Annotated in this window: 20 protein-coding genes and 1 tRNA gene; 15 read left to right on the forward strand and 6 right to left on the reverse strand. The window is 70.8% G+C overall.

What is annotated here, in order from left to right:
• Positions 1–191 precede the first annotated feature (191 nt).
• Positions 192–629, forward strand: a complete 438-nt coding sequence (locus tag ACWDSL_RS26800; protein ID WP_450489542.1) for a hypothetical protein — start codon at positions 192–194, stop codon at positions 627–629.
• 112 nt (positions 630–741) lie between these two features.
• Positions 742–1,932: a questin oxidase family protein gene (locus tag ACWDSL_RS26805; protein WP_450489544.1), complete on the forward strand. Its 1,191-nt coding sequence runs from the start codon at positions 742–744 to the stop codon at positions 1,930–1,932.
• A gap of 51 nt (positions 1,933–1,983) precedes the next feature.
• On the opposite strand, the gene ACWDSL_RS26810 is transcribed toward ACWDSL_RS26805, so the two are convergent.
• Positions 1,984–2,787, reverse strand: a complete 804-nt coding sequence (locus ACWDSL_RS26810; protein WP_450489546.1) for a dioxygenase family protein — start codon at positions 2,785–2,787, stop codon at positions 1,984–1,986.
• Between the two features lie 111 nt (positions 2,788–2,898).
• Between ACWDSL_RS26810 and ACWDSL_RS26815 the strand changes: the two genes are divergently transcribed.
• On the forward strand, positions 2,899–3,399 hold the full coding sequence (locus ACWDSL_RS26815) for a MarR family winged helix-turn-helix transcriptional regulator (protein ID WP_450489548.1): 501 nt from the start codon (positions 2,899–2,901) through the stop codon (positions 3,397–3,399).
• Positions 3,400–3,539: 140 nt separating this feature from the next.
• Here ACWDSL_RS26815 and ACWDSL_RS26820 read toward each other — a convergent pair whose 3' ends face one another.
• Both ACWDSL_RS26820 and ACWDSL_RS26825 read right to left on the reverse strand, forming a co-directional pair.
• A complete protein-coding gene (locus tag ACWDSL_RS26820) occupies positions 3,540–5,048 on the reverse strand; it encodes an MFS transporter (protein WP_450489550.1) in 1,509 nt (502 codons plus the stop codon).
• A 246-nt stretch (positions 5,049–5,294) separates the two neighbouring features.
• Entirely contained in the window at positions 5,295–5,948 is a 654-nt protein-coding gene (locus ACWDSL_RS26825; RefSeq protein WP_450489552.1) for a TetR/AcrR family transcriptional regulator, read from the reverse strand.
• 406 nt (positions 5,949–6,354) lie between these two features.
• Between ACWDSL_RS26825 and ACWDSL_RS26830 the strand changes: the two genes are divergently transcribed.
• Positions 6,355–7,680: a M6 family metalloprotease domain-containing protein gene (locus ACWDSL_RS26830; RefSeq protein ID WP_450489554.1), complete on the forward strand. Its 1,326-nt coding sequence runs from the start codon at positions 6,355–6,357 to the stop codon at positions 7,678–7,680.
• On the opposite strand, the gene ACWDSL_RS26835 is transcribed toward ACWDSL_RS26830, so the two are convergent.
• Positions 7,646–8,368 carry a TetR family transcriptional regulator gene (locus ACWDSL_RS26835; RefSeq protein WP_450489556.1) on the reverse strand — a complete coding sequence of 241 codons (723 nt, stop codon included), beginning with the start codon at positions 8,366–8,368 and terminating at the stop codon, positions 7,646–7,648. The two genes, ACWDSL_RS26830 and ACWDSL_RS26835, sit on opposite strands and share 35 nt — an antisense overlap.
• Before the next feature lie 148 nt (positions 8,369–8,516).
• Between ACWDSL_RS26835 and ACWDSL_RS26840 the strand changes: the two genes are divergently transcribed.
• The 10 genes from ACWDSL_RS26840 to ACWDSL_RS26885 all read left to right on the forward strand — a co-directional run bounded on the left by ACWDSL_RS26840 (position 8,517) and on the right by ACWDSL_RS26885 (position 19,137).
• Complete coding sequence (locus ACWDSL_RS26840; RefSeq protein ID WP_450489558.1) at positions 8,517–8,672, forward strand: hypothetical protein; 156 nt, start codon at positions 8,517–8,519, stop codon at positions 8,670–8,672.
• A gap of 3 nt (positions 8,673–8,675) precedes the next feature.
• A complete protein-coding gene (locus tag ACWDSL_RS26845; protein ID WP_450489560.1) occupies positions 8,676–8,978 on the forward strand; it encodes a DUF4190 domain-containing protein in 303 nt (100 codons plus the stop codon).
• An 89-nt stretch (positions 8,979–9,067) separates the two neighbouring features.
• Positions 9,068–10,168, forward strand: a complete 1,101-nt coding sequence (locus ACWDSL_RS26850; protein ID WP_450489562.1) for a Rieske 2Fe-2S domain-containing protein — start codon at positions 9,068–9,070, stop codon at positions 10,166–10,168.
• Positions 10,165–11,349, forward strand: a complete 1,185-nt coding sequence (locus ACWDSL_RS26855) for a PDR/VanB family oxidoreductase (RefSeq protein WP_450489564.1) — start codon at positions 10,165–10,167, stop codon at positions 11,347–11,349. The genes ACWDSL_RS26850 and ACWDSL_RS26855 overlap by 4 nt, the downstream gene beginning before the upstream one ends.
• A gap of 149 nt (positions 11,350–11,498) precedes the next feature.
• Positions 11,499–12,542, forward strand: coding sequence for an ABC transporter substrate-binding protein (locus ACWDSL_RS26860; protein ID WP_450489566.1), 1,044 nt, complete (start codon positions 11,499–11,501; stop codon positions 12,540–12,542).
• Positions 12,543–12,577: 35 nt separating this feature from the next.
• Positions 12,578–13,543 carry a siderophore-interacting protein gene (locus ACWDSL_RS26865; protein ID WP_450489568.1) on the forward strand — a complete coding sequence of 322 codons (966 nt, stop codon included), beginning with the start codon at positions 12,578–12,580 and terminating at the stop codon, positions 13,541–13,543.
• A 145-nt stretch (positions 13,544–13,688) separates the two neighbouring features.
• Positions 13,689–15,311 (forward strand): pyridoxal phosphate-dependent decarboxylase family protein, encoded by a 1,623-nt coding sequence (locus tag ACWDSL_RS26870; RefSeq protein ID WP_450489569.1) that lies wholly within the window; start codon positions 13,689–13,691, stop codon positions 15,309–15,311.
• Positions 15,312–15,338: 27 nt separating this feature from the next.
• Complete coding sequence (locus ACWDSL_RS26875; protein WP_450489571.1) at positions 15,339–16,685, forward strand: lysine N(6)-hydroxylase/L-ornithine N(5)-oxygenase family protein; 1,347 nt, start codon at positions 15,339–15,341, stop codon at positions 16,683–16,685.
• Complete coding sequence (locus tag ACWDSL_RS26880) at positions 16,682–17,350, forward strand: GNAT family N-acetyltransferase (RefSeq protein WP_450489573.1); 669 nt, start codon at positions 16,682–16,684, stop codon at positions 17,348–17,350. Before ACWDSL_RS26875 ends, ACWDSL_RS26880 begins: the two co-directional genes overlap by 4 nt.
• A complete protein-coding gene (locus ACWDSL_RS26885) occupies positions 17,347–19,137 on the forward strand; it encodes an IucA/IucC family protein (protein ID WP_450489575.1) in 1,791 nt (596 codons plus the stop codon). Before ACWDSL_RS26880 ends, ACWDSL_RS26885 begins: the two co-directional genes overlap by 4 nt.
• On the opposite strand, the gene ACWDSL_RS26890 is transcribed toward ACWDSL_RS26885, so the two are convergent.
• Both ACWDSL_RS26890 and ACWDSL_RS26895 read right to left on the reverse strand, forming a co-directional pair.
• Positions 19,127–20,038: a hypothetical protein gene (locus tag ACWDSL_RS26890; RefSeq protein WP_450489577.1), complete on the reverse strand. Its 912-nt coding sequence runs from the start codon at positions 20,036–20,038 to the stop codon at positions 19,127–19,129. The two genes, ACWDSL_RS26885 and ACWDSL_RS26890, sit on opposite strands and share 11 nt — an antisense overlap.
• On the reverse strand, positions 20,019–20,537 hold the full coding sequence (locus tag ACWDSL_RS26895) for a SigE family RNA polymerase sigma factor (RefSeq protein WP_385625027.1): 519 nt from the start codon (positions 20,535–20,537) through the stop codon (positions 20,019–20,021). Before ACWDSL_RS26895 ends, ACWDSL_RS26890 begins: the two co-directional genes overlap by 20 nt.
• A gap of 201 nt (positions 20,538–20,738) precedes the next feature.
• On the opposite strand from ACWDSL_RS26895, the gene ACWDSL_RS26900 reads away from it, so the two are divergent.
• A tRNA-Arg gene (locus ACWDSL_RS26900) sits at positions 20,739–20,811 on the forward strand.
• Positions 20,812–20,864: the final 53 nt, after the last annotated feature.

Here is a 20,864-nt window from a genome sequence, read left to right on the forward strand (position 1 = left end):
GGGATCCTGGGGACCACTCGCTCCGAGCCACGGCCATCACCCCCGTTTCCGACCGTTCACCGTCGGGCTGCGGCGCCCGCGGTTGCTCTCATCCCCGAAGACGTCAGCGGCCGGATTCTGGTTGCGCGGCCCGTCACCCGGGTGTGCGCTGGAGAGAGACAGGTCAGAGCGTCGAGGAAGGACAGCCCGCCATGAACGCCCCCACCGCCGCTCCGGCGCGCCACCGCCACCACCCGCACCTCCGCGTCCCCCACCCCCACCCCCACGCCCAGGTCCGGCTGCATCCCGCCGCGTCCTGGGTGGTCCCGCTCGTCCTGGGCATCTTCGTCGGCGGGTACGCGATCTTCATCGACCACAACGAGGGGACCCCCATCCTCCCGGCCGGCCTGCTCGGCCTGGCCGCGGCCGTGGTCGTCGGGGCGCTGTGCTATCTGGTCGGCCGGGTCCAGTCCGCCCTGATGCCGGAGCTGAGGTCGGCCGCGTACGGGGCGCTCTTCGGCTGCGCCTTCGGCTTCCTGTACAGCCTGAGCGAGCACTCCGTGTTCCGCTCCTCCATGATGGGCCTCGGCGGCGGGCTCGCGATGTACGCCGCGTCCTTCTATATCTTCCGCACCCACCCGGCCGACTGAGAACGGCTGTCAGGCCGGTGGACCGGGGCCGTGCGGCGTAGGTCCGCGGACCCCACTCCCGTACATCGCCGGACCGTTACGGGGCCCGGCGCCCCTGCCTAGCGTGGCGTGCATGAACGACACGAGCGGCACACTCGACGAAGCACTGGACCGGTTGCACACCACGGGCCCCGAGCGCGGCGGCTGGCTGACCAACCACGCCCCGATGGCCGTCGAGGCCCTGGTCCGGCATGGACAGGGCCCCTCGGTGCACCGCTGGCTCGACCTCTACGCCAACAAGCTCGAGGACATGCCGACGCCGTACGCCACCGTCACCGCGGACAACTGGTCCGAGGCGCTCGGCGACCCGCGCCGGATCGCCGACTGGACCGCGTACTTCGCCCGCGAGCTCGCCGACCGCCCCTGGCGCCAGGTCCTCGCCGAGTGGTGGCCGCAGCTGCTGCCCGGGATCGCCGGCGGGGCGACGCACCCGGTCATCCGCGTCGGCCACGCGGTACGCACCCTCCTCGGTGAGCCGCACTCCGCCGCTGCCCTCCAGGGCGCCCACTCCCCCGCCACCGTCCTCCCGAGCGCCCACTCCCCCGCCGACGAGTTCGCGACCGGGCCACGCGCCCATGAGCTGGCCCACGCCCTCGGCTACTGGGCCGCCCGCCACGCCCCGCTGCCCCCGCTCGACCGGCTGCCGGGGTCCGCCCCGCGCACCGCCGCCGAGGCGATGGCCGCCGTACCGCGCGTCGCGGACCAGAGCGGTGGCATCCGCGACCGGCTGGCGCAGATCACGACGTTCCCGGTCTGGCCCGGTCCCGCCTCCGGGGCGCTCGGCCCCGCCTCCGGGGCGCTCGGCCCGGATCAGGCGCGCGAGCTGCTGACCGAGCTCGTACGGGCCGCCGCCCACCGCTACGCCACCCACGCCCACGGCGAGCCGATCATGCTGGTCCACGCCGTGACCGCGCCCAATGCCGTGCTGCGCACCCTCCCCGCGCTCCCCCGCGAGCTGTGGGCGACCAGCCTGGACGCGGCGTGGGCGGCGAACGCCGCGGTGCTGGCCGCGTACGCGCCGCCCACCGGCCTTCCGCACGGCGAGCTGCCGTCCGTACCGGCCGGGGCCACGCCCGCCGAGCGGGCCGAGGAGATCTTCACCCGCGCCGCCGCGCACGGTGACGAGCACGCGATCAAGCTGACCGACACCGTGCTCGATGTCATGGCGACAACCAACGGGAGCGGGGCCGGCGGGGACGGGGGCGACGACCTCGCCGTGGCGGCGGCCCTGCGCGCATGCGCGCTCATCGAACCGATCGCATGACCGCACGCGTGACCCCACGCGCGACCGCGCGACCGCACAACCTCGCGACCGTCAGCCGAACTGCACCGACCGCTTGGCCAGCCCCATCCAGAAGCCGTCGATGACGCTGCGCTGACCGCCGAGGTCGGACTCCGCGGCGCCCAGGGTGACGAACAGCGGCGCGAAGTGCTCGGTGCGCGGATGGGCCAGGCGGCCCGCCGGGGACTTGCGCTCGAAGTCCAGCAGCCCGTCGACGTCCTGGGCGTCCAGCGCCCGCTGCCCCCAGTCGTCGAACTCCGTCGACCAGCCGGGCGGCGTCGGGCCCGCGTTCCGCAGCGCGGCCAGGTTGTGGGTGAAGAAGCCGCTGCCGACGATCAGCACGCCCTCGTCCCGCAGCGGGGCGAGCTTGCGGCCGATGGCCATCAGCTCGCTCGGGTCGAGGGTCGGCATCGACACCTGCAGGACGGGGATGTCGGCGTTCGGGTACATCTCGACGAGCGGGACGTACGCGCCGTGATCCAGGCCCCGGTCCGGTATGTCCTGGACGGGCGTGCCCGCCGTACGCAGCGTCTTGCGTACGCGCTCGGCGAGTTCGGGGGCGCCGGGGGCGTCGTACCGCACCCGGTAGTAGTGCTCGGGGAAGCCCCAGAAGTCGTACACCAGCGGCACGGCCTGGGTGGCCCCGAGGGCCAGCGGGGCCTCTTCCCAGTGGGCGGAGACCATCAGGATCGCCGTGGGCCGGGGCAGCCCCGCCGACCAGGCGGCGAGCTGACCGGGCCAGACCGGGTCGTCGGCGAGCGGCGGAGCACCGTGGCTGAGGTAGAGGGCAGGCATGCGCCCGCCCGGTACGGACGAGGACGGCGTGGCGGCGGACATGGCGGCTCCCGTAGCCATAACTTGAAGTCTCAAGAAAACTTTTCGGAACCACTGTAGCGCCCAGTAGTTTAAACTTCAAGAAATAGCTCTTACACTAAGATCGTGGAAGCGATGACGACCCCCGCAGACGCCGAAGAACCCCGCTGGCTGACCGACGATGAACAGCACGCCTGGCAGTCCTATCTCCAGGCGAACATGCTGCTCGAAGACCATCTCGACCGTCAGCTGCAGCGCGACGCGGGCTTGCCGCATGTGTACTACGGCCTGCTGGTGAAGCTCTCCTGGGCGCCTCGCCACCGGCTGCGGATGACCGAACTGGCCGCGGCCGCGAAGATCACCCGGTCCCGCCTCTCGCACGCCATCACCCGGCTGGAGAAGAACGGCTGGGTACGGCGCGAGGACTGCACCTCCGACAAGCGCGGGCAGAACGCCGTGCTGACGGACGAGGGGTTCGAGGTGCTGAAGAAGGCCGCGCCCGGCCATGTCGAGGCCGTGCGCGCGGCCATATTCGACCGGCTCACACCGGAGCAGATCGGCCAGTTCGGCGACATCTGCCGCATCATCGCCGACGGTCTCCAGCCGAAGGGCGCCGACCTCCCCTGGCTGCGCTGAACCCGGCCGCTGACCCCGGCCGCGCCGACCTGAACGCGCCGACCTGAACGCCGAAACGGGCGCCAGAACAGCGGAAAGCCCCGCTCCTCCCGGAGGAGCGGGGCTTTCCACGTGGTACGGCCGGAGCCGCACCGCGCGTATCAGTGCGCCATGACCGGGATCGCGTCCTCGGCCGCGCCCTCGCCGGAGCCGCTGGCGGCGGAGCTGCCGTCCTGCCGCCCGGCGTTGACGAAGGTGATGGCGATCGCCGCGGCGGCCACCAGGATGCCGACCGCCCACCAGATGGCGGTGGTGTAGCCGTGCACCTGCGACTGCAGTTGCAGCAGCTCGGGCGACTTGGCCGTGGCCACGTGCGCCTTGCCGTACTTCTCCCCCGCGCTGGTGGCGATGGTGTTGAGAAGCGCGGTGCCGATCGCGCCGCCGACCTGCTGCGAGGTGTTGACCATCGCGGAGGCGACACCCGCGTCACGCGGCTCGATGCCGAACGTGGACAGGCTCATCGCCGGCATGAACGCCGTACCCATACCGAGGCCCAGCAGCAGGAACCCGGGCAGGATCACGAGCGGGTACGAGGTGTCCAGGTCGATCTGGGTCAGCAGCAGCATGCCGACCGCGGCGACCAGGAAGCCCGGGCCCATCAGCATCCGGGCCGGGACCCGGGTCATCAGCCGGGTGCCGATCTGCGTGGAGCCGGTGATCATGCCGACGATCATCGGCAGAAAGGACAGACCGCTCTTGACCGGGCTGTACCCCTTCACCATCTGCATGTAGTAGGTGAGGAACAGGAACAGACCGAACATGCCGATGATCGCCAGGCCCAGCGACAGGTAGACGCCACCGCGGTTGCGGTTGGTGACGACGCGCAGCGGCAGCAGCGGCGCCTTGACCCGGGACTCGACGACCGCGAAGGCCGCCAGCAGCACGACGGCCGCGACGAACAGGCCCAGGGTGATGCCCGCGGTCCAGCCGTCGCTCTCGGCGCGGGTGAAGGCATAGACCAGCGAGACCAGGCCCAGCGTGGCCAGCAGAACGCCGGGGATGTCGAGCTTGGCGGGGTTACGGCTCTCGGCGGGCTCGCGGATCACGGAGATCGCGCCGACCGCGGCGACGATGGCGAACGGGATGTTGACGAAGAACGTCCAGCGCCAGTTCATGTACTCGGTCAGCACACCGCCGAGGATCAGACCGACGGCACCGCCACCACCCGCGATGGCACCGAAGATGCCGAACGCCTTGGCGCGCTCCTTGGCATCGGTGAACGTCACCGCCAGCAGCGAGAGCGCCGACGGGGCGAGCAGCGCGCCGAAGATGCCCTGCAGCGCACGGGCGCCCATCAGCATGGGCGAGTTGAGCGCGGCACCGCCCAGCGCCGAGGCGGCCGCGAAGCCGATCAGGCCGACGATGAAGGTCTGCTTACGGCCCCACAGGTCGGCGAGGCGTCCGCCGAAGAGCAGCAGACCACCGAAGGCCAGGGCGTAGGCCGTGATGACCCACTGCTTGTTGCCGTCGGAGATGTCCAGGGCGTCCTGGGCGGAGGGCAGCGCGATGTTCACGATGGTCGCGTCGAGCACGACCATCAGCTGGGCGAGGGCGATGAATATCAGCGCTTTCCAGCGCCGGGGATCGACGTTCTGTGCCGTTTCAGGCATGGATGGGCCTACCTTGCGGTGCGGAGAGTGAAAAACGGGACGTTTGGCGGGCTAAAGGGCGTACGTGAGGAAGTACTGGCGCAACGGACTGACACAACAACGACGTAGCGGCGCACCGGAAGGTGACAACACGCGGCGGCGCTACGGGTGGTTTCTGCCTACGGGCCGTTACTGACGACGAAAAGACTGACTGGCGAACGAACGGGAATTAATCGGTCCAGGTCACCGGACGACGCGTGATGTGTGTCACGGACGACGCTTGAGATCCTCCAAAGTGGCGGCGGAGCCGGACAGTACGGAGCGCCCCGGGGCAGCCAGTCCGTCCAGGAACAGCTGTAGGTGCCGGTGCACAAAGAGGTCGAAGTTCACACAGGCGCCGCCGGGCAGCGGCCTGGTGAGCTGAGTCAGGGCGACCATCAGATCACCGACGTCGATGTCGGCGCGCAGCCGGCCGGAGTCGCGCCCGGCGGCCATCAGGGCGTTGATGGCGCCCTCCAGGCGCGTCTGCGCGGCAATGTGGTCAGGGTGCTCCTTGTCGATACCGCCGGAGAGCAGCGGGCACAGCGCGCCGACACGCTCCTCGGCCGCCGCGTGCACAAAGCGACACAGCGCCGCGAAGGCGTCGGGCTCCTCCGCCAGGGCGACTTCGGCCTGGTCGGCGATGCGCTCCATCACCGAGACGGTGACATGATGCACCAGCTCGCCGCGGTCCGCGAAGTGCCGATAAAGCGTGGCATTGCCGACCCCCGCCCGTCGAGCGATTTCATCGAGCGAGACCTCGACCCCGTGCTCGACGAGCACCTCGCGGGCCGCCGCGACGATCCGCTCCCTGTTGCGCAGGGCGTCGGCGCGCAGCCTGGGCCGCGCGGGCTGCTGGGCGGTGGCGGTCACGGCTCCCACGACGGCACTCCTTCCGGCACGAAGATTCGGCGTTCAACATTTCCGGGGACTCGGTCCCCGTTTCGTACACACGGTTAAACGGGGAGACCGTCCCCGGAAATTTCGCGAGCGGAGGTGACCTGCCTCACACCTGTCCGGCGGCCGAGCCGCCCGGACGGAGCAGCCTTTTCCCCCGCCCGGCCGCACCCCACGGGCGCCCGGACGGACGCCGCCACACGGTGGACTCGCCATGAAGCACTCACGCGAGACGCCCCGGAAGCACTCGGGCGAGACGACCGGCAAGCGCTTGGGCGAGACGACCCCGAAGCGCTCAGGCGAGACGACCGGCAAGCGCTCAGGCGAGACGCCCCGCCGTCGAGCGCGTGGCCGAGCTCGCCATCGAGCGCGCCACCGGATACCCCAGCGTATGCGCCACCGCGCGCGCCACCGAATACGCAGGCCCCGCCGGGGCAGCGCATTCGCCGTGGCCGCCGTGGTCACACTGGCCGCAGCGGCCACCCCGGCGGCGGCCCCCAGCCGACCCTCCACCCCCGCCACTCCCGTACGCGCCCCGGCACTGTCGGCCAATCCGGCGTACGGTGCCGCCCTCGCGCCCTGCGCGCTGGCCCCCGTCAAGCGGCTGCAGATGACCGAGGGGCTGCCGACCGGGCACGGCTACGTCCGCAGCACCGGGACGGTCAAGGCCCTCACCCTCATGATCGACTTCCCGGACGCCAAGGGCCAGGGCACCGCCCGCAAGCGCTACGCGGAGTTCTTCCCGCAGACCTCACGGTGGTTCAAGCGCAGCTCGTACGGCCGGCTGAAGTACCGGCCCGCGACCCCGGTCAACCACTGGCTGCAGATGCCCCACACCTTCCGCAGCTACGGCATCAAGCGCGGCAGCCCCTTCGAGCCGGGCTACCGCAAGCTGGTCGCGGACATCGCCAAGGCCGCCGACCCGCATGTCGACTTCGGCCGCTACGACCTGGTCAACGTCCTGGTCACACCCAACGCCGGACCGCCCGCCGCACGCGCCGTGCTGTCCGTCACCTACGCCGACAACCAGCACGCCCCCGTCGCCGACGGCGTCCCCCTGGCCAATGTCTCCTTCGTCTACAGCCGCCAGGACGACGGCTCCGGCACGCTCGCGAAGACCGGCTACCGCGTACTCCCGCACGAGAACGGCCATGTCTTCGGGCTCCCCGACCTCTACACCCGGCACGGCGGGGACAGCGCGGGCCACTGGGATGTGATGTCCGAGGACTGGGGCGTCGGAAACGACCTGCTGGCCTGGCACAAGTGGAAGCTCGGCTGGCTCGGCACGGGGCAGGTCGAGTGCATCGCCCGCCCCGGCATCACACGGCGCACCCTGAGCCCGCTCGGCCGCCGGGGCGGAACCAAGCTGATCTTCGTCCCGGTCTCGAAATACGCCGGGTACGCCGTGGAAGCGCGCACCAACAAGGGCAACGACGAAGCGGTCTGCAAGGCCGGCGTCCTGGTCTCCTGGGTGGACACCCGCATCGACTCCGGCCAGGGGCCGATCACCGTCGTGGACAGCACCCCGGGCAGCGGCGGCTGCACTGACGAGCGCAATGTGCACCCCGGGCTGAGCGACGCGGCCTTCGCCCCCGGCAAGACCTTCACCGGCGGGGCGCAGGGCACCGGCGTCCGGGTCCGGGTCACCGGGCGCGACGCCCGGGGCGACTACCGCGTGGAGATCACCCGGTACGCCAGTGGCGGCGGCCAAGGCTGATCAGCAGCAGCTGTCTGCGGGCGGTGGCCGCCACCCGCCGTACGGCCTCGGGGTCGCCGACCCCTTCGCCGGGCTGAGCCTCCGGCTGATCGCCGGACTGAGCTCCGGGATCGCCGGACTGATCGCCGGACGGCTCACCGGACGGCTCACCGGGCTGGGCCTCCAGGAACGCCGTCGCGGTCATCACCATGTGGTCCACATACAGCTCGGCCAGCATCCGGACATCCTCCAGCGACCAGCCCTCCGCCGTGAGCTGCGGGGCGAACGCCTCGGCGACCTCGTCCGCGAAACGGCTCAGCTCGGCGGCTATCGCCTCCCGTACGGGCCGTACGCCGCCGTGGCGCTCGCGCGCGATGAAGCGGATATGCGCCGGATAGCGGCGCACCAGCTCGGCGACGGCCTCGACGGTGGCGTCGATCAGCCGCTCGTCCCCGTCCCGCTCGGCGAGGATCACCCTGACCACCCCGTGCAGACTGCCCAGGGACTCCTCCACGAGCGCCACGCCGAGGTCGCTCATATCGCGGAAGTGCCGGTAGAAGGCGGCCGGGGCCACACCCACCACGCGCGTCACCTCGCGCAGGCCCAGGCTGCTGAGGCTCTGGTCCTCCAGCAGCCGCAGCCCCGCGTCCAGGAGCGCCCGCCGGGTCTTCTGCTTCTGGGCCTGCCGGACCCCGAGGGTGTGACTCATATCATTCAGTAAACAACCGTTCGCCGACTTTTTCCAGCGGTGTGCAGGGGTATCCTGAAGTCAGTGAACAGTTGTCATCCCAAGTGTTCACTGAAGCTGCACCCGCACGCCATCCGCACCTCAGATCAGGCTCCCGAGAGAGGCACCCATGCTCTTCATCGTCGCGGCTCTCGCCCTGGTGGGGATCCTTCTGGGAGCGGCGGCCCACACCCCGCTCCCGATCTTCCTCACCGCGTCCGCCGCCATCGCCACCTGGCTGTTGATCTTCTTCATCCGCGACCGCGCCGGGCACAAGGAGAGCTGACCCATGGCACTGACCGCACCCACCACCAACACCCCGTCGGCCGCCCCGCCGGCCACCCCCTCGGCCGCGCGGCGCCGGGACGCCGACGGCATGGCCGTGGCCTCGTTCGTCCTCGGCCTGATCGGACTGCTGCTCTTCAACGCCGTCTTCGGACCATGCGCGATCGTCCTGGGCGCACTGGCGATCGCCCGGCAGACCCAGCGCCGCGGCCGGGCCCTGCTCGGCCTCGCCCTGGGGGTCGCCGATGTGATCCTGCTGATCGTCCTGGTGACGCTGGACAACTCGGTCTTCTGGCAGTTCGGCTGACGCTCCGTAAGCCATGCAATCCCCTGCGGCCCTTCCACTCAGCGGAAGGGCCGTTGCCCGTACGTGACGCACGTCACCACGCTGATGCCATGACCGCATTCGCACGGAATCAGTGGTACATCGCCGCCTACGGACGCGAGATCGGCCGCGAACTGCTCGGCCGCACCATCCTGGGCGAGCCCATCGCCTTCTACCGCAGCGAGTCCGACGGGGCGGTCGTCGCCCTCCACGACCGCTGCGTCCACCGCCGCTATCCGCTGTCGGCCAGTCGGCTCGACGGCGACCGCGTCGTCTGCGGCTACCACGGCTTCACCTACGACACCACCGGCACCTGCGTCTTCGTCCCCGGCCAGAAGCGCGTCCCGCGCACCGCCCGGGTCGCCTCGTACCCGGTCGTGGAACAGGACTCCCTGGTGTGGGTGTGGATCGGCGACCCCAAGTCCGCCGACCCCACCGCCATACCGCGCGCCCCGTGGCTGGCCGACCCGCGCTGGACGACCGTCGGCGGCATGGAGCCGATCGACGCGGACTACGGGCTGCTCGTGGACAACCTGATGGACCTGTCCCACGAGACGTATCTGCACGGCGGCTACATCGGCACCCCCGAGGTCGCCGAGACCCCCATCACCACCACGGTCGACGAGGGCGCGGGCGTGGTGCGGGTGAGCCGGCACATGGACGACGCGGAGTGCCCGCCCTTCTACGCCCGCTCCACCGGCATCGAGGGCCGCATCACCCGCTGGCAGGACATCGAATACCACGCCCCCTGTCTGTATCTGCTGCACAGCCGCATCGCCCCGGTCGGCGTGCTGCCCGGGCCGGACGGCGACGACTCCAACGCCTTCCATGTCGAGATCACCTACGCGATCACGCCGTCCACGGAGCACTCCGTGTACGACTTCTGGGCCGTCTCACGGGACTTCGCGCAGGACGACGAGGAGGTCACCACGTTCCTCCACGACTTCAACCGCACCGTGGTCATGCAGGACGTCGACGCGCTGAACCTGCTGCAGCGGGCCCTGGACACCGAGCCCGAGGACTATCAGGAGCTCAGCATCAACATCGACACCGGCGGCCTCGCCGCGCGCCGTATCCTCGCCCGCCTCGCCGCCGAGGGCGCGGGCGAAGGCGAGGGCGAGCGCCCGGCCGCCGCCCAGCCCGGCGCATCCGCCTCGGTGAGCGGGCGATGAGCGGCCCGCCCACCGCCGAGGTCTACCGGGTCGACTGGCTGCCGGGCACCGACCTTCTGCACGGCGTCTGCCACTGCGGCGCCGAGCGCTCGGCGGAGGATCCGGTGGAACTGTGGAAGTGGATGCTGGCCCACCCCACGGGCCACGACGACCCCACCACCGTCCCCTCGCGGCCATCGGCAGGCCCGGAGGGCGAGTTCACCGACACCCTCGTCGTCACCGGCAGAGCCGACGCCGCGACGGACGTCGTCATCCTCACCCTTCGCCACCCCACCGGCCGCGAACTGCCCGCCTGGCAGCCCGGCGCGCATATCGACCTCCTCCTCGGCGAGTCCCTGACCCGTCAGTACTCGCTGTGCGGCGACCCCGCCGACCGGGCCCGCTGGCAGATCGCGGTGCAGCGCGCCCCCGACGGACGCGGCGGCTCCGCGTACGTCCACGAAGCCCTCACCGAGGGCGCCGCCGTCCAAGTGCGCGGCCCGCGCAACCGCTTCGCGCTGCGCCCCGCCGCCCGCTACCTCTTTGTCGCGGGTGGTATCGGGATCACGCCGCTGGTCCCGATGACGGCCGCGGCCGAGGCGGCGGGTGCCGACTGGACGCTGCTGTACGGAGGGCGGACCCGCGCCTCGATGGCCTTCGCCGGTCAACTCGCCGACCGCTACGGGCCGAAGGTACGGCTCGTCCCGCAGGACGAGTCGGGCCTGCTCGACCTCGCGTCCTTCCTAGCCGCGCCCACCCCGGAAGCCCCGAACACCCCGAACACCCTCGTCTACTGCTGCGGCCCCGAGCCGCTGCTGCGGGCGGCCGAGGAGCGCTGCCGCGCCTGGCCCCCCGGCTCGTTGCGCACCGAGCGCTTCCAGCCCCGTACGGATGTCGCGGGCCCCGAGACCGCGGCCGGCCCCCAAGCCGAGGCCGGCTCCTTCGAGTTGGTCCTCGCCCGCTCAGGGCTGACCCTGACCGTGCCGCCGGAGCGGAGCGTGCTGCGGACGGTCGAGGCGGCGGGCGTTTCGGTTCTGTACTCGTGCGGGGAAGGGACGTGCGGGACGTGTGAGACCGATGTCGTCGAGGGAGAGGTGGACCACCGGGATTCCGTACTCACCGACGATGAGCGGGAGTTGGACGAATCGATGATGATCTGCGTCTCGCGCTGCCGCGGCCGCCGTCTCGTCCTCGACCTCTGACGGACTTCCGATGAACCTCTGACGCGCCGTATGTGATGCGTACCGCCTCGGGCCCCTGCCCACTGGACATCAAGGTTGGTTAGGCTAACCTAACTATGACCTCGGGCGATGTCCGTGGCTGCCCCCGTACGCATCGAGAGAGGCGTCCCATGCCCCACCCCAGAGTCCTCCCCCTCTCCCGCCGCGGTCTGCTGGCCGCCGGCGGCCTCGCCGGACTCGGCGCCCTCGTCACCGCGTGCGGCAGCAAGGACGGCTCGGGGTCCTCGGGCAAGGAGGGCAAGGAGGGCAAAAGCGGCGGCGGGTCCTGGTCGTTCACCGACGACCGCAAGACGAAGATCGACCTGGGCGGCCGCCCCGAGCGCATCGTCGCGTACATCGGGTCGGCGGCCGCGCTGTACGACTTCGGCATCGACGACCAGATCGTCGGCGTCTTCGGCCCGACCAAGCTGAAGAACGGCAAGCCGGACGTGCAGGCCGGGGACATCGACGTCGACAAGGTGACCGTCCTCGGCAGCGCCTGGGGCCAGTTCAACGTCGAGAAGTACGCCTCGCTCAACCCGCAGCTGCTGATCACCAACATGTACGACCCGGGCGCCCTGTTCTACGTCCCGGACGACTCCAAGAGCAAGATCCTCGCCCTGGCCCCCAGCGCCGCCCTCACCACCGGCCGGGTCTCCATGGTCGAGCCCATCAAGCGCTACGCCGCGCTCGCCGCCGCCCTCGGCGCCGACCTCAACGCCAAGAAGGTCACCGACGCCAAGGCCCGCTTCGAGGCCGCCGCCGAGACGCTGCGCAAGACCGTCAAGTCGAAGAAGATCAAAGTCATGGCCTGCTCCGCCAGCGCCGACCTCTTCTATGTCTCCAGCCCGTCGGTCAACGCCGACCTGATCTACTTCCGCGAGCTCGGCGTCGACTTCGTCGTCCCGCAGAAGACCGACAAGGGCGGCTACTTCGAGAGCCTGAGCTGGGAGAACGCCGACAAGTACGGTGCCGACCTGCTGTTCCTCGACAACCGCACCGCCACCTTGCAGCCCAAGGACCTGACCGCCAAGCCGACCTGGTCCAAGCTCCCCGCGGTCAAGGCCGGCCAGATCGTCCCCTGGAGCAGCGAGCCGCGTTTCTCGTACGCGGGCGCCGCACCGCATATCGAAGCCCTCACCAAGGCCATCCAGGACGCGAAGAAGGTCAGCTGACCAGGCAGGGCAAGCGAAGGGAAGAGACCGCTCCCATGACCACCGCCACCCCCCACACTTCCACCGAATCAGTCGAGCCCCCGTCCCCGTCCCCCGCCTCCGTCCCGTTCCGCTTCTTCGACGTACGGGTCGTCCGCACACAGGTCCTCGGGCCGTCCATGGTGCGGATCACCTTCGGCGGCGACACCCTGAAGGACTTCGCCTCCGGCGGCCGCGACCAGCGCTTCAAGCTGTTCCTGCCGCACCCCCACCAGGACGCCCCCATCGTGCCGGTCGAGGCGGGCGAGGAGTGGTTCCCGGTGTGGCGGGCCATGGACCCCGCCGTACGGGCCGTCATGCGCTCGTACACCGTGCGCGAGCAGCGGCGCGAACCCGAAGAGGTCGACGTGGACTTCGCCCTGCACGGCGCCGACCCGACCGGCGCCGATGCGTCGGGCGGTCCGGTCGGCTGTTCGGCCAGCGGTCCGGCCTCCCGCTGGGCCGTGCGCGCCCGGCCCGGTGACCGCGCCATGCTCCTCGGCTCGGTCGCCCCCGACAACGGCGGCGTCGACTTCCGCCCGCCGCCCGGCACCGACTGGGTGCTCATCGCCGCCGACGAGACGGCGCTGCCCGCCGTCGCCGGAATCCTGGAGTGGCTGCCCGCCGGCATCGGGGCCAAGGTCTGGATCGAGGTGCAGCACGCCGAGGACCTGCAGCGACTGCCCACCGAAGCGGACGCCGAGATCGTCTGGCTGGTCCGCGACGGCGCCGACCCCGCCGACCCGCGCTCGGCCCTCCTCCTGGACGGCGTACGCGACGCGGTGCTGCCCGAGGGCACCCCGTACGCCTGGATCGCGGGCGAGGCCGGTACGGTCCGCGCGCTGCGCCGCCACCTCGTACGCGAGCGCGGCTACGACCGCAAGGCGGTCACCTTCACCGGCTACTGGCGGCTGGGCGCGACCGACGACCAGCTCGTCGAGGAGGCCGTGAGCGGCACCGGCCCAACGTCGAACGACGACTGACCAGCGCAGCCCGGAACACCAGCACCCCGCACGCACCCCGCACCGCTCACCACCCCGCACGCCCGCACCCCCGTCCAGGGCACACCCATGCCGTGTCCAGGGCACACCCATGCCCGCAAGCAGCCCACCCCAGAAGGGACAGACCGTGAGTCTCCTCGCGCACCCCGCCGCTGAGGACCCGTCGTCAGGGCCGATACCCGGGGCGGCGGATGGCAGGGCCCACCTCTTCAACGACCGTACGACGGACCGCTATCGGCGGTCAGTGTCCGACGGCGTCGACCTGGTGGCCTCCACCGTCGCCCGCACCACCCGCCCGTTCACCGGAGTCACCCCGGCCGAACTCGCCCCCGAGATCACCGGGATCGACCTGGAACGGCCGCTGGGCGACCCGGCCGCCGCCCTCGACGAGCTCGAACGCGTCTATCTCAAGGACGCCGTCTACTTCCACCACCCCCGCTATCTCGCCCACCTCAACTGCCCCGTGGTCATCCCCGCGCTGCTCGGCGAGGCGATCCTCTCCGCCGTCAACTCCTCGCTTGACACCTGGGACCAGAGCGCCGGCGGCACGCTCATCGAACGGCGCCTGATCGACTGGACGGCGGCGCGCCTCGGGCTCGGCGAGGCCGCGGACGGCATCTTCACCAGCGGCGGGACGCAGTCCAATCTGCATGCGATGCTGCTCGCCCGCGACGAGGCCTGCAAGCTGGTGGAGAAGGAGACGGCGGCGGCCGGGACGCCGCTCACCAAACCCCAGATCCTGCCCCGGCTGCGCATCCTCGCCTCCCAGGCGAGCCACTTCTCCATCGCCAAGGCGGCCGCCGTCCTCGGGCTCGGCTACGAGGCGGTCATCCCTGTGCCCTGCGACCAGGACCGGCGGATGCGCACCGTCGCGCTCGCCCGCGAACTCGACCGCTGCCGCCGCGAGGGCCTGGTCGTCATGGCGGTCGTGGCCACCGCCGGGACCACCGACTTCGGCTCCATCGACCCCCTGCCCGAGATCGCCGACCTGTGCGCACGGGCCGGGGCCTGGCTGCACGTCGACGCGGCGTACGGCTGCGGCCTGCTGGTCTCCCCGCGCCGCCGGCACCTCCTCGACGGCATCGAGCGCGCCGACTCGGTCACCGTCGACTACCACAAGTCCTTCTTCCAGCCGGTCAGCTCCAGCGCGGTCCTGGTGCGCGACCGTACGACGCTCGGCCACGCCACATACCACGCCGACTACCTCAACCCGGCCCACAGCGCGGAGCGGTTGATCCCCAACCAGGTGGACAAGTCGCTGCAGACCACCCGGCGCTTCGACGCGCTCAAGCTGTGGCTGACGCTGCGGGTCATGGGCGCGGACGCCGTCGGGGAGCTGTTCGACGAGGTGGTGGACCGGGCGGCCGAGGCGTGGCGGCTGCTGGACGCCGATCCGCGGTACGAGGTGGTCACCCGGCCGCAGCTGAGCACGCTGGTCTTCCGCTACACCGGGGGGCCGTCAGCCGCACTGCTCGACGCCGGACTGCTCGACACCGCACTGCTCGACGCCGGACTGCTGGACCGGGCGAATCTGCACGCGCGCGAGGCGCTGGCCGCCTCCGGCGCGGCCGTCGTGGCCGGGACGGTCGTGGACGGGGCGCACTACCTGAAGTTCACGCTGCTCAACCCCGAGACCTCGGTCGGCGACATCGCCCACGTCCTCGACCTGATCGCCGGCCACGCGGAGCAATACCTGTCGTCCTCCCCGCACGCCGCCGAACCGGAGTTCACCCGGGCCCGAGCCAGCTGACCGCCTTCCACCCCGCCGGAGACCCACGTGTCCACCGCCTCTTCCCCCGCTGCCGACTCATACGACTTCATCGCCATCGGCCTGGGCCCCTTCAACCTCGGCCTGGCCGCGCTCACCGACCCGATCGACGAGCTGAACGGGCTGTTCCTGGAGCGCAAGCCGGACTTCGACTGGCACTCGGGGATGTTCCTCGAGGGCAGCACGCTCCAGACGCCGTTCATGTCCGACCTGGTCACCCTCGCCGACCCCACCTCCCCGTACTCCTTCCTCAACTACCTGAAGGAGAACGGCCGCCTGTACTCCTTCTACATCCGCGAGAGCTTCTATCCACTGCGGGAGGAGTTCAACGACTACTGCCGCTGGGTGGCCGCCCGGCTCGACTCCGTCCGCTTCGGCCAGGAGGTCACCTCCGTCGAGTACGACGAGGCCGACGGCCGGTACGCAGTCCACACCACCGAGACCGCGACCGGTGAGCGCCGCACCTGGCGGGCCGGACGGCTGGTGCTGGGCACCGGGACGCCGCCTTACGTCCCCGAAGCCTGCCGTGACCTGGGCGGCGACCTGATCCACAACTCCCGGTACCTGGAGCACAAGGAAGCCCTTCAGGCGAAGGAGAGCATCACCGTCGTGGGCAGCGGCCAGAGCGCCGCCGAGATCTACTACGACCTGCTCCAGGACATCGACACGCACGGCTACCGGCTCGACTGGATCACCCGCTCGCCCCGCTTCTTCCCGCTCGAATACACCAAGCTCACGCTGGAGATGACCTCCCCGGAGTACGTGGACTACTTCTACGGGCTGCCCGCTCACACCCGCGAGCGGCTGAACACCTCGCAGAAGAACCTCTACAAGGGGATCAACTCCGATCTCATCAACGCCATCTTCGATCTGCTCTACATCAAGAACCGGCGAGGCCCGTGCCCGACCCGGCTGATGACCAACACCGCGCTGCGGCAGGCGTCATACGAGGCGGCCGACGGCGACGCGGCCGGGGGCTCGTACACCCTCGGGCTGCGCCAGGAGGAACAGGGCCAGGACTTCACCCTCACCACCCAGGGCCTGATCCTGGCCACCGGCTACCGCCACCAGGTGCCGCAGTTCCTGGCGCCCGTACGGGACCGCATCGCCTGGGACGAGGCCGGGCGCTTCGCGGTCGCACGCGACTACAGCATCAACACCGCCGGCGCCGGGCGGGAGATCTACGTACAGAACGCCGAGCTGCACACCCACGGCTTCGTCACCCCCGACCTCGGGATGGCCGCCTACCGCAACTCGTGCATCATCCGCGAGCTGCTGGGGGGCCGCGAGCACTACCCCATCGAGAAGACGATCGCCTTCCAGGAGTTCGCGGCCCCCGAGGGGGCGCTGCGATGACCATGGCGCTCTTCACCCACCTCGACGCGGCGCTCGGCCACTTCTCCGTACGCCCCCTCGACCCGGCCGCCGACGCCGAGCTGCTGCACCACTGGGTCACCCACCCCAAGGCGTCCTTCTGGCTGATGCAGGACGCCGACGTGGCGCAGGTCGCCTTCGAGTACCGCAAGATCACCGAGCATCCGCACCACGACGCCTTCATCGGCCTGCACGAGGGCCGCCCCGCCTTCCTCACCGAACGCTACGACCCGGCCCGGGTGGAGCTGGCGGGCCTCTACCCCGCCCAGGAGGGCGATGTCGGCATGCACTTCCTGTGCGCGCCGGCTGACGCCCCGGTGCACGGGTTCACCCGGGCGGTGATCACCACCGTCATGGAGTTCCTCTTCGCCGATCCGGCGACCCGGCGCGTCGTGGTCGAGCCCGACGTCCGTAATACGGCGGTGCACAGGCTCAACGCGGCCGTCGGCTTCGAGATCGCGGGCACGGTGGCCAAGCCGGAGAAGGACGCGTACCTCAGCTTCTGCACCCGCGCCCAATTCCGCGCGGCGACGGCGAGTGCGTCCTCAGACAAGACCGCGACGGCACCCGACACGTCCGGCGAACCGGCCGCACCCGCCACACCGACCACACCCGACGCAGCCGTTCAAGGAGCAGCCCCCCGATGAGCCCCCGAGACGCCGTCGCCCACCTCACCCCCGCCCTCTGGGAGCGGGCCGGCCGCCTCCTCGTACGCAAGGCGCTCGCCGAGTTCTCCCATGAGCGCCTGCTCGCCCCCGAGCCGCTGCCCGACACCCCCGGCCACTACGCCGTCACCAGCGACGACGGCTCGGTGACCTACCGCTTCGCGGCCCGCCTGCTGGCCCTGGACCACTGGATGGTCGAGGCGGACTCCGTCACCCGCCACGACACCCGGGACGGCTCCGAACTCCCCCTCGACGCGCTCGACTTCTTCCTGGAGCTGCGCGGACGGCTGGGGCTCGGCGACCAGATCCTCCCCGTCTACCTGGAAGAGATCAGCTCCACCCTCTCCGGCACCGCGTACAAGCTCAGCGGCGAGCCGGTCAGCGCCGCCGAGCTCGCCAAGTCCGACTTCCAGACGGTCGAGACCGGCATGACCGAGGGCCACCCCTGCTTCGTCGCCAACAACGGCCGACTCGGCTTCGGGGTCCACGAATACCTCTCGTACGCCCCCGAGACCGCGAGCCCCGTCCAGCTGATCTGGCTGGCCGCGCACCGCGAACACGCCACCTTCACCTCCTCCACGGACCTCGACTACGACGGGCTGATCCGCGACGAACTGGGCGAGGCCGCCCTGGCCCGCTTCGCCGACACCCTGACCGGCCTCGGCCTCGACCTGGCCGACTACCGCCTCATCCCCGTCCACCCCTGGCAGTGGTGGAACAAGCTGTCGGTCACCTTCGCCGCCGAACTCGCCCAGCAGCGCCTGGTGTGCCTGGGCACGGGCGACGACGCGTACCTCGCGCAGCAGTCGATCCGTACCTTCTTCAACACCGACGACCCGGCCAAGCACTATGTGAAAACGGCCCTGTCCGTCCTCAACATGGGCTTCATGCGCGGCCTCTCCGCCGCCTATATGGAGGCCACCCCCGCCATCAACGACTGGCTCGCGGGCCTGATCGCCGGCGACGACCTCCTCCGCGCCGCCCGCTTCTCGATCATCCGCGAACGCGCCGCCATCGGCTACCACCACCGGCAGTACGAACGCGCCACCGACAAGTACTCCCCGTACCGCAAAATGCTCGCCGCACTCTGGCGCGAAAGCCCCGTCCCCACCCTCGAACCGGGCCAACGCCTGGTCACCATGGCCTCCCTCCTCCACACCGACCCCACCGGCGGCTCCTTCGTCAGCGCCCTCATCGAGGAGTCCGGCCTGCCCCCCGCCCGCTGGCTGCGCCGCTACCTGGACGCGTATCTGCGACCGGTGCTGCACTGCTTCTACGCGTACGACCTGGTCTTCATGCCGCACGGCGAGAACGTCATCCTCGTCATCGAGGACGGCGCCGTGCGGCGGGCGATCTTCAAGGACATCGCCGAGGAGATCGCCGTCATGGACCCGGACGCGGTCCTTCCGCCGGCCGTCACGCGGATCCGGGTGGAGGTCCCGGAGGACAAGAAGCTGCTGTCGATCTTCACCGATGTCTTCGACTGCTTCCTGCGCTTCCTGAGCGGCATCCTCGTCACCGAGGGCCTGGTGGAGGAGGACACCTTCTGGCGGACGGTGGCGGAATGCGTCTCGGACTACCAGGCGTCGGTGCCGGAGCTGGCGGAGAAGTTCGAGCGGTACGACATGTTCGCGCCCGAATTCGCACTGTCCTGCCTGAACCGGCTCCAGCTGCGGAACAACCAGCAGATGCTCGACCTGGCGGACCCGGCCGGGGCGCTCCAGCTGATCGGGACGCTGGAGAACCCCATCGCGCGGTTCAGGGGGTAGGAGGTGTGGCCTTACCGCCGAAGACGGCGGAGCCGAGTATGGAACGGACCTGCTTCAGGGTGAGGGCGGAGGGCCGGTTGAGGCATGCGGAAGCGATGATCACCCCCCGCGCCCCGGACGGCGTGGACAGCTCGGACGGCGCGGGCGACTCGGACGGCTCGGCCGACTTGGACGGCCTGGACTGGGACGCCCCAGCCGAACTGGTCGGCTGGGCCGCCCCGCCCGACCCAGACGCTGCCCCAGAGGCGCCATCCACCCCATCCACCCCACCCGCCGCAGCACGCCAGCCCAGCAGCTCATGCGTACCGCCCGCAAGGCGGCAGGAGTCCCCTGGCCGGGTATCCACCAGCGGCGCCCGCTGGTCGATCGCGTCCAGAGCCTTCTTACTCTCCAGCCGGAAGACCAGCAGCCCTTCCCCGCGCCGCAGCTCGTGCGACGCCAGACAGTAGCGCCGGATGCCCGCCGCACACCCCTCCTCGTCCACGGCTGCGGGCCGGCTCCCGGCCAGCCCCACCGTGCCCGCCTCCTCCCCACCCCATACGCTGCGGCCGCTCCAGCCGTCCGGCAGCCGTACGGTCAGCCCGCCCAGCCCGGGATAGCGGAAACCAGACCCGATACCAGTGGGCGAGGCGGCCGGCACCTGATAAGTGGCGCCGTGCCCCCTGGACCCCCCGCTCGGCACATACCCCAGCACGCCCAGCGTCACGGCAGCGGCCACTCCCCCGGCCACCCCTGCGGCCCCGACCACCCCGGCCACGCGCCGCCGCCGTACCACCAGCTGCTGGACCCGCCGCATCCGCTGAGCGGGAGCGGGCAGGCGGGGCACACCGCGCTCGAGCAGCACCCGCAGCTCCGCCTCACTGAGGGCGTCGCGGCTCTCATCACCCTCCACGGCGCTCACCACCCTCCACCAGCGCGGCGGCGGGCAGCAGCCCGTGCAGGGTACGCAGCGCCTTGGACGCCTGGCTCTTGACCGTGCCGGTGGAGCAGCCCAGCACATCGGCGGTGTCCTCCACGCTCAGGTCCTCGAAATAGCGCAGCACCACCACCGCCCGCTGCCGCACCGGCAGCCCCCGTACCACCGCCGCCAGCGACTGCTCCAGATCCACCCCCTCGAACGGATCCGGCATGGCCCGCGTATCCGGCACCTCGTCGTGCGGCACCTCCCCGCGCCAGCGCCGCCGCCACCACGAGGCATGCGTATTGACCAGCGCCTTTCGTACGTACGCCTCCGGATTCTCCCCCGCGATCCGCCGCCACTTCGGCCACACCTTGGCCAGCACCGTCTGCAGCAGATCCTCGGCCAGATGCGCATCCCCAGTCAGCAGCCAGGCCACCCTCAGCAGCCGAGGCCCGCGCGCGGCGACGAACTCCTCGAAGCCGGGCGTCGCGCCCGTCACTGTCGTGTCCTCGCCATGGCGCCCCTGTCCGAACCGTGTCTTTCACACATGGTGAACGCCATGAGGCCAGGACGGGGTTGCCTCAAGCCCAGAATCCGCCAACCGGCGCTCAACGAACACCCCCACACCTCAGCGCCCTGCGGCCCCCACGGCGCAACCGCTACACTGGCGCCGGTGCGCGCTGCGGGAGCAGAGCGTCGCGCCTCCGTAGCTCAGGGGATAGAGCACCGCTCTCCTAAAGCGGGTGTCGGCAGTTCGAATCTGCCCGGGGGCACAACGAAAAGGGCCAGCTCAGGAGGGGTTTCTTCCCAGGCTGGCCCTTTGTCA

It is taken from the genome of Streptomyces sp. NPDC000941, assembly GCF_053599555.1.